The following is a 12,793-nucleotide window of genomic DNA, read 5'->3' on the forward strand; positions in this document are numbered from 1 at the left end:
GTCACTGCTCCTGGGGACTGGGGCTGGGGCTGGTCGGCGGGAAGTCGTGGGTCTTTGTCGTGTACGCCGCGAGGGTCCTGTCCGGGTTCAGGCGTACGACGATGTGGCGCCGCCAAGCCGCGTCGTCGCGGTCGGCGTGGTCCTCGCGCCAGTGGCAGCCGCGGGTCTCCTCGCGGCGCTGGGCGGCGGCGACGAGGACGCGGGCGACGCACAGGAGGTTGGTGGTCTCCCAGGTGTCGACGCCGGGTTCGGCGGTCTTGCCCTCGTCCGCGAGCGCGCCCGCGGCCTCGGCGTGGATCCGGGCGAGGCGGGCCGCCGCTTCGGCGAGGGACTCCGCGGAGCGCAGGACTCCGGCGCCCTCGGTCATCACGCGCTGGATGGCGAAGCGGGCCTCGGGCGGCAGCAGGGGGTGGGCGGGCGTCTCGGGCTGCGCCACCGGCGCGGGCACGCGCGCGTGGAGGGCGTTCTCCGCGTGCCGTGCCGCGATGTCGGCGGCGATGCGCTCGGCGTAGACCAGGCCTTCCAGAAGGGAGTTGGAGGCGAGGCGGTTGGCGCCGTGGACGCCGGTGCAGGCGACCTCGCCGCAGGCGTACAGGCCCGGGACCGTGGTGCGGCCGTGCGGGTCGGTGCGGACGCCTCCGGAGGCGTAGTGCGCGGCCGGGGCGATGGGGATGGGCTCGGTGACCGGGTCGATGCCGTGGGCCCGGCAGGCGGCGAGGATCGTCGGGAAGCGGTGCTCCCAGGTGTCGGCGCCGAAGTGCCGGGCGTCCAAGTACATGTTCTCGGCGCCCTGTTCCAGCATGCGGCGCGTGATGCCCTTGGCGACGATGTCCCGGGGCGCGAGCTCGGCGAGCTCGTGCTGGCCGACCATGAAGCGCACGCCGTCGGCGTCCACGAGGTGCGCGCCCTCGCCGCGGACGGCCTCGGAGACCAGCGGCTGCTGGCCCTCCGCGTCCGCGCCGAGGAAGAGGACCGTGGGGTGGAACTGCACGAACTCCAGGTCGGAGACCTCGGCGCCCGCGCGCAGGGCGAGCGCCACGCCGTCGCCCGTGGACACGGACGGGTTGGTGGTCGCCGAGAAGACCTGGCCCATGCCACCGGTGGCGAGGACCACCGCGGGAGCGTGGACGGCGCCCACGCCGTCGTGCTGGCCCTCGCCCATGACGTGCAGGGAGACACCGGCGGTGCGGCCGTCGGCGTCGGTCAACAGGTCCAGGACCAGGGCGTTCTCGACGGTCGGTATGCCTCGCGCGCGGACGGCCTCGACCAGGGCGCGGGAGATCTCCGCGCCGGTCGCGTCGCCGCCCGCGTGCACGATGCGGCGGCGGTGGTGGCCGCCCTCGCGGCCCAGCTCGATGGCGCCTTCGGCGTCGGTGTCGAAGAGGGCGCCGGTCTCGATGAGGCGGCGCACGGCGCCGGGGCCCTCGGTGACGAGGGTGCGCACGGCCGCCTCGTCGCACAGGCCCGCGCCCGCCACCAGCGTGTCGTCCAGGTGCTGTTCGGGGGTGTCGCCCTCGCCGAGCGCCGCGGCGACGCCGCCCTGGGCCCAGCGCGTGGAGCCGTCGTCCAGGCGGGCCTTGGTCACCACGACCGTCTTCAGACCGGCGGCCGCGCAGCGCAGGGCGGCGGTCAGTCCGGCCACTCCGGAGCCGACGACCACGAGGTCGGCGTCCAGGGACCAGCCCGGGGCGGGGGCGTGCAGCCGTATTCCGGTGGCACTCATACAGCGGCTCCGAAAGTGAGCGGGATGTTGTCGATCAGCCGCGTCGCGCCGACCTTGGCGGCCACGGCGAGGACGGCCTCACCGGTGTGGCCGGGGCGGACCTCGGTGAAGTCGGCCGGGTCCACCAGCGCCACGTAGTCGAGCTCGAGCGGGGGCCGCATGCGCGCGGCCTCGTCGAGGACGAGGCGGGCCGCGGCGACGACGGCGGCGGGGCCACCGGTCGTGGCAGGCGGCGCGGAGTGCGCCACGGCGTGCGCGTCGGCCGCCGCGCGGGACTCGCCGATCGCGCTCAGGGCGACGGCACGCGCGCGTGTGGCGGGGGCGCTGGCGGCACGCGCGCGCAGGGCCTCCTGGGCGGCATGCCGGTCGCGGCCCGCGAACAGGGCCCGGGAGAGGGCGAGTGCGGTGCGCCGCTCGTCCGGGGAGAGGTAGCGGTTGCGGCTGGAGAGGGCCAGTCCGTCGTCCTCGCGGACGGTGGGGGCGCCGACGATCTCCACGTCGAAGTTGAGGTCGCGCACCATGCGGCGGATCAGGGCGAGCTGCTGGGCGTCCTTCTGCCCGAACAGCGCCACGTCAGGCCGGGTGAGGTGCAGCAGCTTGGCGACGACGGTGAGCATCCCGTCGAAGTGGCCGGGGCGCGTGGCCCCTTCGAGGACCGTGCCCATGGGGCCCGCGCCGATACGGACCTGGGGCTCGCCGCCCGGGTAGACCTCGTCCACGTCAGGGGCGAACACGGCGTCCGCGCCCGCCTGTTCGGCGATCTTGACGTCGGCTTCGAGGGTGCGGGGGTAGCGGTCCAGGTCCTCGCCCGCGCCGAACTGCAGAGGGTTCACGAAGACCGTGACGACGACCTCGCCCTCGGCTCCGGCGATACGCCGGGCGGCGCGGATCAGCGAGGCGTGCCCGTCGTGCAGGGCGCCCATGGTCATGACGACCGCCCGGCGGCCTTCACGCGTGCGCGTGCGCAGTGACGCGGCGGTGTGCAGGAGCGTGGTGGTCATCGGCTGCCTCCTTCGGCACCGCTGATCCCGCCCGCGCCGTGGGCGAGTACGCCCAGGAGGTCCTCGGCGAGCTCCGGCTTGAGCAGGCCGTGCGCGAGGGCGCGGTCGGCGGTGGCGCGGGCCATCGCGAGGTAGCCGGCGACGGTCTGCGGGGCGTGCTTGCGCAGCTCGGCGACGTGGGCGGCGACGGTGCCCGCGTCCCCGCGCGCGACGGGACCCGTGAGCGCGGCGTCGCCCGAGCGCAGGGCGTTGTCCAGGGCGGCGCCGAGCAGCGGGCCGAGCATCCGGTCCGGGGCCTCGACGCCCGCGTCGCGCAGCAGCTCCATGGACTCGGCGACCAGCGTGACCAGGTGGTTCGCGCCGAGGGCGAGGGCCGCGTGGTAGAGCGGGCGGTTCTCCTCGGCGATCCACTCGGGCTCGCCGCCCATCTCGATGACCAGGGCCTCGGCGGCGAGCCGGAGCTCCTCGGGCGCGGTCACGCCGAAGGAGCACCCGGCAAGGCGCTGCACGTCTACGGGGGTGCCGGTGAACGTCATGGCGGGGTGCAGCGCGAGCGGCAGGGCTCCGGCCCGCAGGGCGGGCTCCAGGACCTTGGTGCCGTACCGCCCGGAGGTGTGCACGAGGAGCTGGCCCGGGCGCACGGCCCCGGTCTCCGCGAGGCCCTCGACCAGGCCCGGCAGGGCGTCGTCGGGGACGGTCAGGAGCACCAGGTCGGCGCGCTCCAGGACCTGGGCGGGCGGGACGAGGGGGACGTCGGGCAGCATGACGGCGGCCCGGCGCACGGAGGTGTCGGACACTCCGGACGCGGCCACCGGGCGGTGCCCGGCGAGCTGCAGCGACGCGGCGAGCGCGGGGCCCACACGGCCCGCTCCCACCACCCCCACGGTGAGCCTCGCGGGACGGTCCCGCGGGTCTGGCTGATGCGATGCGTTCACGCGATGACGCCTTCCGTTCCAGTCCGCTCGGGGTACCGGACGATTTCTCGTCATGCTAACGCGATTGGTTGGCGCCGCGTCTTCCGCTGTCCACAGGCTGTGGTTATTCATATGACTGGTGGCGGAGGGCGGGCCATCCTCGGAGCATGGCCTCCAACAGCGCAGCACAAGAACAGCCGGGATCCCGGGAGCAAGAGCAGTCGAAGCCGCGGGAACAGGAGCAGCCGGAGCCGCGGGAGGCGGACGCGTACGCCCTCCAGTCGGCCCGGCGCCGTGCCGCGGCCCAGGGCGCCGCACGGACCCTGCAGCGCTCGCCCCTGTTCGTGCCGCTCGTCGAGCGCTTCGCCGCCCTCGCGGCGGCCGCCCCCGAGGTCGTCGGCCCGGAGGACCCCTCCGACATCTACGGAGACGCGGTCGTCGCCACGTTGGAGGAGGAGGTCGCGCGTCTGCTCGGCAAGGAGGCCGCCGCCTTCTTCCCGACCGGCACGATGGCCCAGCAGGTCGCGCTGCGCTGCTGGGCGGGGCGTACGGGGAACGCGACGGTCGCCCTGCACCCGAAGGCGCATCCCGAACTCCACGAGGGGAGCGCCTTCTCCGCGGTCAGCGGGCTGCGCACGGTGCACCCGACGGACGAGCCGCGCCTGCCCACGGCCGACGAAGTGCGGGACTTCGAGGAGCCCTTCGGGGCGCTGATGCTCGAACTGCCGCTCCGGGAGGCCGGTTACGTCCTGCCGACCTGGGAGGAGCTGGAGGCGGTGGTGGACGCGGCCCGCGAACGGGACGCGGTGGTGCACTTCGACGGCGCCCGCCTGTGGGAGTGCACGCCGCACTTCGGCCGCACCCTCGCGGAGATCGCCGGGCTCGCCGACTCCGTGTACGTGTCGTTCTACAAGTCCCTCGAAGGGATCAGCGGCGCCGCGCTGGCCGGTCCGCGCACGCTCGTCGAGGAGGCGAGGGTGTGGCGCCACCGCTACGGAGGCCAGCTGTTCCAGCAGTTCCCGACCGCGGTGTCCGCCCTGCTCGGCCTGAAGCACACCCTGCCCCGGCTGCCCGATTACGTCGCCCACGCGCGCGTGGTGGCCGAGGCGCTGCACGAAGGGCTCGCGGCGGCCGGGGTTCCCTGGGTGCGCGTGCACCCCGAGCGGCCGCACACCCACCAGTTCCAGGTGTGGCTGCCGTACGCGCACGACGTACTGAACGAGGCCTCCGTGGGACAGGCCGAGGAGAGCGGGACCCTGCTCTTCGGGCGCTGGTTCCCCGGCGGGCCGCCCGGTCTCTCGGTCACGGAGGTCACCGTGACCGAGGAGGGCCTGAAGTGGACGGCCGACGACGTCAGGGAAGCGGCCGCGGAGTTCGTGCGACGCCTCCCCCGCTGAGGCCTCCCCCGCCGAGCCGGCCGCCGCGTGCGAGCCGGGCCAGGGCGGCGCGGAAGCGTCCGTGGGCGGGGCGTTCGGCCACGACGGCACGGAAGCGGCCGTAATCGCGGACCTCGCGGACGACCTGCCAGTCGTGCTGCCCGGGCGCGGGCGGCGTCGGCTCGCCGTGCTGGGCGGCGCGGTAGGTGTCGAGCAGGTACTGCTGGGTGACGCTCATGACGGAACACCTCTCGGAATAAATGGTATGTAACGGACATGTCGGGGTCACGGAGACCCAGGGTCCGGAACCCGGAGATCCGGGCGCGGCTCGAAGGGCGAGGGAAGGGGATCCGAAGGCTTCGGCGGCTCCGGCGATGACCACAGACTGCGCCCGCCGCCCCGCCCGCGTCGCGTCGATTGACGAGCGCCGTCAATCGACGGCCCGGCTGTCGGTGGCGAGGTGCACCATGGGGTCATGAGCGTGAGCATCGACATCAGCGGGCTGTCCCAGGACCGGATCCACGTCGTGCCCTCGCCCCTGGCCGAGCTCGGCATGGCGCTGCACGCACTGTCCGAGCCGGGCCACCACCCGGGGCTGCAGGGCTGGGCGACCGCCGTCTCCACGCGCCTGGACCCGTGCCTGGCCGACCGCATGTGCGAGGCCGACTTCCTGTGGCGCTCGACGTTCTCGGACGTGTTCGCGCCGTTCGCGGGCATCCCCGGGCTGAGCGCCCTCCCGGGGGCCACGCTCGCCGAGGAGCTCGACCTCCTGGACAAGCTGACCGACGAACAGTTCGTGGACGCCGCCCTGGAGTTCACCTGCCAGTCGACGTACTCGGAGCCGAACCGCCAGCTCCTGTCCGACCCCGCCGTGCAGCAGCGCGCGCTGGACCTGGCCGCCGCCCGCGGCCCCCATCAGGTGCTGTTCACCAAGCGGCTCCTGGACGACCCGCCGGCCGTGCGCGCCTGGCTGCGCAGCCTCCTGCAGGACTGCGACGAGGCGTTCTTCGCCGACACCTGGGCCCGCCTGAGCCACCAGCTCGCCGCGGACGCCCGGCACAAGACCGAGCTGCTGCGCCGCAAGGGCCTGGCGGAGACCCTGAAGGCCATCTCCGGAGCGGTGTCCCTGGACGAGAGCGGCGGCCTCATCACCGTCGACAAGATCACCTCGGGCCGCACCACCACGGGGTCGGGAGGCCTGGTCCTCGTGCCGACCAGCCTCGGCTGGCCGCACCTCATGGTGCTGCACCGCAAGGGCTGGCAGGCCTCGATCACGTACCCGATCAGCGCCCCCGGCCTGACCGCGCCGCCCACCGTGGAGCAGCTGACCCGCCGCATGTCCGCGCTCGCCCACCCGGTGCGGATGCGCCTGTGCCGCCACCTCGCGCGCGGGGCGTACACCACGAGCGAGCTCGCGGACGCGCACGGCATGACGGCGCCGGAGATATCCCGGCACCTGAGCGTCCTGAAGAAGGCGGGCCTGATCACCACCCGGCGGCGCGGCCGCTATGTGCAGCACCAGCTGGACATCAGCGTGGTGTCCCGCCTGGGCAGCGACTTCATCGAGGGCGTGCTGCGCTAGCCCCCGCTCCCTCGGGCCAAGGGGTCAGGAACCGCCCCCGGCCCGCACGAGGCCCGTCTCGTAGGCGAGGACGACCACCTGCACCCGGTCCCGCAGATCCAGCTTGGTCAGGATGCGGCCGACATGGGTCTTCACGGTCGCCTCCGACAGGACGAGCCGCGCCGCGATCTCGCCGTTCGACAGGCCCTGCGCGACCAGCACCATGACCTCGCGCTCGCGGTCGGTCAGCCGCTCCAGCTGCTTGAGCTGCGGCTGCCCGCCGGCGTTCGGCAGCATCGGCGCGAAGCGGTCCAGGAGCCGCCGCGTGGTGGACGGCGCGACCACCGCGTCACCGCTGTGCACGGAGCGGATCGCGGCCAGCAGATCCCCCGGAGGCACGTCCTTGAGCATGAACCCGGACGCACCGGCCTTCAGCCCCGAGAAGGCGTACTCGTCGAGGTCGAAGGTGGTCAGGATCAGCACCTTCGGCGGGTTCGCGTCCTGGCAGACGCGCCGGGTCGTCTCCACGCCGTCCAGCTTCGGCATGCGTACGTCCATCAGCACCACGTCGACCTTGGTCGCGCGCAGCACCTCCAGGGCCTCGACACCGTCGCCCGCCTCCGCGACGACCTCCATGTCCGGCTGCGCTGCGAGCACCATCCGGAACCCGGTGCGCAGCAGCACCTGGTCGTCGACGAGCATCACGCGGATCGACATCGAGGAGTCCCTTCGGGGAAGTTCGGGGGGCGGGAGATTCAGGAAGTCCGGTGACAGGTGTCATCGCCGGACATGGTCAGGTTCAGTGTGCAGGCTTGAGCGGCAGCAGCGCGCTGATGCGGAATCCTCCGCCGGGGCGCGGCCCCGCGTCCAGCGTGCCGCCGACCATGCCGACGCGCTCGCGCATGCCGATCAGACCGTGCCCGCTGCCGTCGGCTCCGCCGTCCTCGTACAGCTCGTGGGGAGCGCCCTTGCCGTCGTCCTCGACGAGCAGCCCGAGGCCGTCGTCGAAGTAGACCAGGCGCACGCTCGCACCGGCGTTCTCGCCGCCGTGCTTGCGGGTGTTCGTGAGCGCCTCCTGCACGATGCGGTACGCGGTGAGCTCCACGCCGCTGGGCAGCGGGCGCGGGGTGCCCTCGACCTTGAAGTCGACGGGCAGCCCTGCCGTGCGCACCTGCTCGATGAGGTCGTCGAGCTGCTCGACGTCGGGCTGCGGCACGTACTCGCCGCTCTCCTCGGGCTCGCCGGTGCGCAGCACGCCGAGCAGGCGGCGCATCTCGGCGAGCGCCTGGCGACCCGTCCCCGAGATCGTCTCCAGGGCCTTCTTGGCCTGGTCGGGGGCGGTGTCCAGGACGTAGGCGGCGCCGTCGGCCTGGACCACCATCACCGAGACGTTGTGCGCGACGACGTCGTGCAGCTCGCGGGCGATCCGGGCCCGCTCGGCCGCCACCGCGACCTTCGACTGCGCCTCGCGCTCCTTCTCCAGGCGGTCGGCGCGCTCCTCCAGCTGTGCGAGGTAGGCGCGGCGGGTGCGGATGGAGTCGCCGAGGACCCAGGCGAGCGCGAAGGGCACGATCTGGAAGATCGTGAAGAGGACGTTGCCGAAGACGCTGGTGTTCTCCGTCGGCCAGCGCATCATCGACAGCGGCGCCGCCGCCAGACCGCCGATCAGCGCGAACCGCGAGGCCCACCTCTCGCCGTCGGCCGCCGCGGTGTAGATGACCACCAGCATCGCGAAGTTCGCCGGCATCGTCTCCACGTCGAAGACGAGCTGGAAGAGCCCGATGGCCGCGGCGAGCACCAGCATCTGCTCGGTCCAGCGCCGACGCAGCGCGACGACCAGGGAGAGCCCGATGGCGACGGGGACCGCCGCGATCTTCGGGTCGTAGCCGTTCGCCTCGGACATGGCGACCAGACCGAGCCCGGAGATCCCGAGCAGGACGAGGGCCCAGAAGCCGTCGACCCATGTCGGGTGTCTGCGGAGGAAGTCATAGAGGCGCTGCACGTAACCCAGCGTAGGCAGCCCCGCGGTGCCCCGGGGTCAACCGGAGGTTCGATCCGTATCGAGCACATGTACTCCCCAAGGTGGAGGCCCGCTTAGCCTGCAGGCTGTGACGAACGACGACGAGAGGGCCCGACGAGGCTCTCCACGCGGCTGGCGCGAGGCCACGGAGGCCGCCCTGTACGGCCCTGACGGCTTCTACCGGCGCCCCGAGGGACCGGCCGGGCACTTCCGCACCTCCGTGCACGCCTCGCCCCTGTACGCGGGCGCGGTGGCGCTGCTCCTGCGCCGCCTGGACGCCGCGCTCGGCCACCCCGCCGAGCTGGCCTTCGTGGACATGGGCGCGGGCCGCGGCGAACTGACCGCGGGCGTCCTGGCCGCGCTCCCCCACGACGTGGCGGCACGCGTGCGTGCGTACGCGGTGGAGCGCGCGGAGCGCCCCGCGGACCTCGACGCGCGCATCGAGTGGCGGCCCGCGCCCCCGGCCGGCGTCACGGGCCTGCTCTTCGCCAACGAGTGGCTGGACAACGTCCCCTTGGACATCGCCGAGGTGGCCGCCGACGGAACGCCCCGCCATGTGCTCGTACGCGACGACGGCACCGAGACGCGGGGCGGCCCCGTCGCAGGGCCGGACGCCGAGTGGCTGGCGCGCTGGTGGCCGCTGGACGCCGAGCCCGGGCTGCGCGCCGAGATCGGGCGCCCCCGGGACGAGGCGTGGGCGGCGGCCGCGGCGTCCCTCACGCGCGGCCTCGCGGTCGCCGTCGACTACGCCCACTCCCGGGACGGACGTCCGCCGTTCGGGACGCTGACGGGCTTCAGGGCGGGCCGCGAGACGGCACCCGTGCCGGACGGCAGCTGTGACATCACGGCCCATGTGGCGCTGGACGCCTGCGCCGGGGAGGGCGCCGAGCTGCTCACCCAGCGGGCGGCCCTCGGCGCGCTGGGCGTGCGCGGCGGCCGCCCGCCGCTGGCCCTGGCCTCCAGCGACCCGACGGCGTACGTACGCGCCCTCGCGCGCGCGGGAGAGGCCGCCGAACTCACCGCACCCGGCGGGCTCGGGGACTTCGGGTGGCTCCTGCAGCCCGTCGGGATCCCGCTGGACGCCCTACTTGTCGATGTCCCCGACCACGAAGAACAGTGACCCCAGGATCGCCACCATGTCCGCGACCAGCTGGCCGGGCAGCAGTTCGGTCAGCGCCTGGATGTTGTTGTACGAGGCGGAGCGCAGCTTCAGGCGGTACGGGGTCTTCTCGCCCTTGCTGACCAGGTAGTAGCCGTTGATGCCGAGGGGGTTCTCGGTCCACGCGTACGTGTGCCCCTCGGGCGCCTTGAGGACCTTCGGGAGGCGCTGGTTGATCGGCCCCTGCGGCAGGTCGGCGAGCCGGTCCAGGCAGGCGTCCGCGAGGTCGAGGGCGTTGTGGGTCTGCTCCAGGAGGCACTCGAAGCGGGCCAGGCAGTCGCCCTCCTCGCGCGTGACGACCTTCAGGGTGTCCTGGAGTTCCCCGTACGCGAGGTACGGCTCGTCGCGGCGCAGGTCGAAGTCGACTCCGGAGGCGCGGGCGATGGGACCGCTCACTCCGTAGGCATGCACCGCCTCGGGCGTGAGGACGCCGACGCCACGCGTGCGGCCCCGGAAGATCTCGTTGCCGAGCACCAGGCGGTCGTACACGTCCATGCGCGACCGCACCGAAGCGACCGCCTCACGCGCGCGGGAGGTCCATCCCGCGGGCAGGTCCTCCTTGAGTCCGCCGACGCGGTTGAACATGTAGTGCATGCGGCCGCCGGAGATCTCCTCCATCACGTTCTGGAGCTCCTCGCGCTCGCGGAACGCGTGGAACACCGGGGTGATGCCGCCCAGTTCGAGGGGGTACGACCCGAGGAACATCAGGTGGTTGAGCACGCGGTTCAGCTCGGCGAGCAGCGTGCGCATCCACACGGCGCGCTCGGGGACCTCCATGCCGAGCATCCGCTCCACGGCCATCACGACGCCCAGCTCGTTCGAGAACGCCGACAGCCAGTCGTGGCGGTTGGCCAGCATCACGATCTGCCGGTAGTCCCGCGCCTCGAAGAGCTTCTCCGCGCCGCGGTGCATATAGCCGATGACCGGCTCCGCGTGCTGGATGCGCTCGCCGTCCAGGACGAGGCGCAGGCGGAGCACGCCGTGCGTGGACGGGTGCTGGGGGCCGATGTTGAGCACCATGTCGGTGCTCTCGGCCGCTCCGCCGATGCCGAGCGTGGTCTCCGTGGTGGTCTCCGTCGTGGGACTCATGGGCACAGTCTCTCGCACGCGCTCTCGTCCGTACGCGGCTGTCGGAGGTCGTACGTAGGCTTGAGGCATGGAAACGGGGACGGTGGGGCCCGCAGGACCGGCGGGGGCACAGGCGGAGCCGGTGTGGACCGGCCTGCCACGGGGGCTGCTCAGGATGCGGCGGCTCCTTCTCGTGGTCTGGCTGGTGCCGCTCGCGGTCGCCGTCGGGGTGCTGCTCGGCCTGTTCGTGGGGCCCGCCTGGGCGGCCTTCGCCGCGGTGCCGCTCGCCTTCGTGGCGTGGGGCTGGCCGATGCTGGGCCGCAACTGGCGCTCGTGGCGGTACGCGGAGCGCGCCGACGACCTGCTCATCAGCCGCGGCGTGCTCTGGCGCGAGGAGACCGTCGTGCCGTACGGCCGCATGCAGCTGGTCGAGGTGACCTCGGGCCCCGTGGAGCGGCACTTCGGGCTCGCGAGCGTGCAGCTGCACACCGCGGCGGCGGCCACCGACGCGTGCATCCCCGGACTGCTCCCCGAGGAGGCGGAGCGGCTGCGCGACCGCCTGACCGAACTCGGCGAGGCCCGATCGGCGGGGCTGTGAGCGGCGAGCGGCCGCCCGTGGAGGGCGGCACCGCGGACGGCGGCGCGGCGCACGAGCGGCGGCTGCACCCCGTCACGCCCCTGCGCCGCGCCTGGGCGCCCTTCGCGGTCCTGGTGGGCTGGGCCGTCCACGACCCGAACGGCACACAGCAGCGCCTCTCCGAACTGACCGCCGCCACCCTGCTCCTGGGCAGCGCGGCCGTCGTCATCGGCGGTGCCCTCTACGGCTTCCTCAGCTGGTGGTTCACGCACTTCGCGGTCACCGACACCGAACTGCGCATCCGCACCGGCCTGTTCTTCCGCCGCACCGCCCACATCCGGCTGGACCGGCTCCAGGCCGTCGACGTGACGCGGCCCCTGCTGGCCCGCATCGCGGGGGTCGCCAAGCTCAAGCTGGACGTCATCGGCACGGAGGACAAGGACGAACTGGCCTACCTGGGCGAGCGGGAGGCCTCCGAGCTGCGCGCCGAACTCCTCGCGCGGGCGGCCGGCTTCGCCCCCGAGCAGGCTCGCGAGGTCGGCGAGGCCCCCGTACGGAACCTGCTGCACGTGCAGCCCCGCATGCTCGCCGTCTCCCTGATGCTGACCGGCGCGCCCTGGGTGATGCTCGTCGCGGCGACCGTGGTGCCGACCTTCCTGTGGTTCGTCACGCACAACCTGTGGACGGTCGTCGCGACCGCCCTGCCCATGCTGGGCGGCGCGTTCGCGAGCAGCGGCGGGCGCTTCATCAAGGAGTACGACTGGACGGTGGGCGAATCCCCGGACGGCCTCCGCATCGACCACGGCCTGCTCGACAAGGCCCACGAGACGGTGCCCCCGGGCCGCGTGCAGACCGTGCACGTCGTGCAGCCGATGCTGTGGCGGCGGTACGGCTGGGTGCGGGTCGAGCTGGATGTGGCGGGCTCGTCCAACAGCGTCCTGGTGCCGGTCGCTCCGCGGGAGCACGCGGAGGCGGTGATCGCCCAGGTCCTGCCGGGCGTGCGCGTGCCGGACGCGGCCGAGCTGGTGCGGCCGCCCGCGCGCGCGGCGTGGTGCGTGCCGCTCTGGTGGAAGGGGTACGGCCTCGCGGTCACGGACGCGGTCTTCGCCGCGCGCCACGGCCTGCTCAAGCGCCGCCTCTCCCTGGTGCCGCACGCCAAGGTGCAGAGCGTGCAGCTCTCCCAGGGGCCCTGGGAGCGGTACAAGGACGTGGCCGACATCCGCGTGCACACCGGCGCCGACAAGACGGTGACGGCCCGTCTGCGGCCTTCGGGCGAGGCGGCGGCCCTGCTCCAGTCCCAGGCGGACCGCTCCCGCACGGGGCGCAGGGAGGCGGTCCCGGAGCGCTGGATGGCATGACCTCCGGGTCCCGCCCGCCTCACGCCCCGTCATGAA

The 12,793-nt window shown here is 73.6% G+C and carries 12 protein-coding genes; 5 read left to right on the plus strand and 7 right to left on the minus strand.

The features are described 5' to 3' along the window. Position 1: 1 nt before the first annotated feature. Genes ACZ4D5_RS09005 through ACZ4D5_RS09015 form a run of 3 tightly spaced genes read right to left on the minus strand, consistent with a single transcriptional unit; the run spans position 2 to position 3,659 of the window. Entirely contained in the window at positions 2–1,723 is a 1,722-nt protein-coding gene (locus ACZ4D5_RS09005) for an L-aspartate oxidase (protein ID WP_467771688.1), read from the minus strand. After that, positions 1,720–2,724, minus strand: coding sequence for a pantoate--beta-alanine ligase (gene panC / locus ACZ4D5_RS09010; protein ID WP_467771689.1), 1,005 nt, complete (start codon positions 2,722–2,724; stop codon positions 1,720–1,722). Before panC ends, ACZ4D5_RS09005 begins: the two co-directional genes overlap by 4 nt. Further along, positions 2,721–3,659, minus strand: a complete 939-nt coding sequence (locus ACZ4D5_RS09015) for a Rossmann-like and DUF2520 domain-containing protein (RefSeq protein ID WP_467771690.1) — start codon at positions 3,657–3,659, stop codon at positions 2,721–2,723. The genes panC and ACZ4D5_RS09015 overlap by 4 nt, the downstream gene beginning before the upstream one ends. Before the next feature lie 146 nt (positions 3,660–3,805). Here ACZ4D5_RS09015 and ACZ4D5_RS09020 point away from each other — a divergent pair, with 146 nt between their 5' ends. Further along, the gene (locus tag ACZ4D5_RS09020; protein ID WP_467771691.1) at positions 3,806–5,035 is read left to right on the plus strand and encodes a threonine aldolase family protein; all 1,230 of its coding nucleotides are present in this window, start codon (positions 3,806–3,808) and stop codon (positions 5,033–5,035) included. On the opposite strand, the gene ACZ4D5_RS09025 is transcribed toward ACZ4D5_RS09020, so the two are convergent. Continuing rightward, positions 4,992–5,252 carry a hypothetical protein gene (locus ACZ4D5_RS09025; RefSeq protein ID WP_467771692.1) on the minus strand — a complete coding sequence of 87 codons (261 nt, stop codon included), beginning with the start codon at positions 5,250–5,252 and terminating at the stop codon, positions 4,992–4,994. The two genes, ACZ4D5_RS09020 and ACZ4D5_RS09025, sit on opposite strands and share 44 nt — an antisense overlap. 237 nt (positions 5,253–5,489) lie before the next feature. Between ACZ4D5_RS09025 and ACZ4D5_RS09030 the strand changes: the two genes are divergently transcribed. Next, positions 5,490–6,596, plus strand: a complete 1,107-nt coding sequence (locus tag ACZ4D5_RS09030; RefSeq protein WP_467771693.1) for a DUF5937 family protein — start codon at positions 5,490–5,492, stop codon at positions 6,594–6,596. Positions 6,597–6,620: 24 nt separating this feature from the next. On the opposite strand, the gene ACZ4D5_RS09035 is transcribed toward ACZ4D5_RS09030, so the two are convergent. Together ACZ4D5_RS09035 and ACZ4D5_RS09040 are read right to left on the minus strand one after the other, a co-directional pair. Beyond that, positions 6,621–7,292, minus strand: coding sequence for a response regulator transcription factor (locus tag ACZ4D5_RS09035; RefSeq protein ID WP_467771694.1), 672 nt, complete (start codon positions 7,290–7,292; stop codon positions 6,621–6,623). Between the two features lie 82 nt (positions 7,293–7,374). Continuing rightward, a complete protein-coding gene (locus ACZ4D5_RS09040; RefSeq protein ID WP_467771695.1) occupies positions 7,375–8,577 on the minus strand; it encodes a sensor histidine kinase in 1,203 nt (400 codons plus the stop codon). A 106-nt stretch (positions 8,578–8,683) separates the two neighbouring features. Between ACZ4D5_RS09040 and ACZ4D5_RS09045 the strand changes: the two genes are divergently transcribed. Next, on the plus strand, positions 8,684–9,715 hold the full coding sequence (locus ACZ4D5_RS09045; protein WP_467771696.1) for an SAM-dependent methyltransferase: 1,032 nt from the start codon (positions 8,684–8,686) through the stop codon (positions 9,713–9,715). On the opposite strand, the gene ACZ4D5_RS09050 is transcribed toward ACZ4D5_RS09045, so the two are convergent. After that, positions 9,680–10,843, minus strand: coding sequence for an NADH-quinone oxidoreductase subunit D (locus ACZ4D5_RS09050; protein ID WP_467771697.1), 1,164 nt, complete (start codon positions 10,841–10,843; stop codon positions 9,680–9,682). The genes ACZ4D5_RS09045 and ACZ4D5_RS09050 overlap by 36 nt on opposite strands. A gap of 67 nt (positions 10,844–10,910) precedes the next feature. Between ACZ4D5_RS09050 and ACZ4D5_RS09055 the strand changes: the two genes are divergently transcribed. Further along, a complete protein-coding gene (locus tag ACZ4D5_RS09055; RefSeq protein ID WP_467771698.1) occupies positions 10,911–11,420 on the plus strand; it encodes a PH domain-containing protein in 510 nt (169 codons plus the stop codon). Next, the gene (locus ACZ4D5_RS09060) at positions 11,417–12,757 is read left to right on the plus strand and encodes a PH domain-containing protein (RefSeq protein WP_467771699.1); all 1,341 of its coding nucleotides are present in this window, start codon (positions 11,417–11,419) and stop codon (positions 12,755–12,757) included. Before ACZ4D5_RS09055 ends, ACZ4D5_RS09060 begins: the two co-directional genes overlap by 4 nt. Positions 12,758–12,793: the final 36 nt, after the last annotated feature.

Source organism: Streptomyces sp. NPDC025651 (genome assembly GCF_055558735.1).

Bases quoted from the DNA above. Each gene is read 5' to 3' on its own strand.
- ACZ4D5_RS09005 (WP_467771688.1), bottom strand. From the start codon at position 1,723: ATGAGTGCCACCGGAATACGGCTGCACGCCCCCGCCCCGGGCTGGTCC.
- panC (WP_467771689.1), bottom strand. From the start codon at position 2,724: ATGACCACCACGCTCCTGCACACCGCCGCGTCACTGCGCACGCGCACG.
- ACZ4D5_RS09020 (WP_467771691.1), top strand. From the start codon at position 3,806: ATGGCCTCCAACAGCGCAGCACAAGAACAGCCGGGATCCCGGGAGCAA.
- ACZ4D5_RS09025 (WP_467771692.1), bottom strand. From the start codon at position 5,252: ATGAGCGTCACCCAGCAGTACCTGCTCGACACCTACCGCGCCGCCCAG.
- ACZ4D5_RS09030 (WP_467771693.1), top strand. From the start codon at position 5,490: ATGAGCGTGAGCATCGACATCAGCGGGCTGTCCCAGGACCGGATCCAC.
- ACZ4D5_RS09035 (WP_467771694.1), bottom strand. From the start codon at position 7,292: ATGTCGATCCGCGTGATGCTCGTCGACGACCAGGTGCTGCTGCGCACC.
- ACZ4D5_RS09050 (WP_467771697.1), bottom strand. From the start codon at position 10,843: ATGAGTCCCACGACGGAGACCACCACGGAGACCACGCTCGGCATCGGC.
- ACZ4D5_RS09055 (WP_467771698.1), top strand. From the start codon at position 10,911: ATGGAAACGGGGACGGTGGGGCCCGCAGGACCGGCGGGGGCACAGGCG.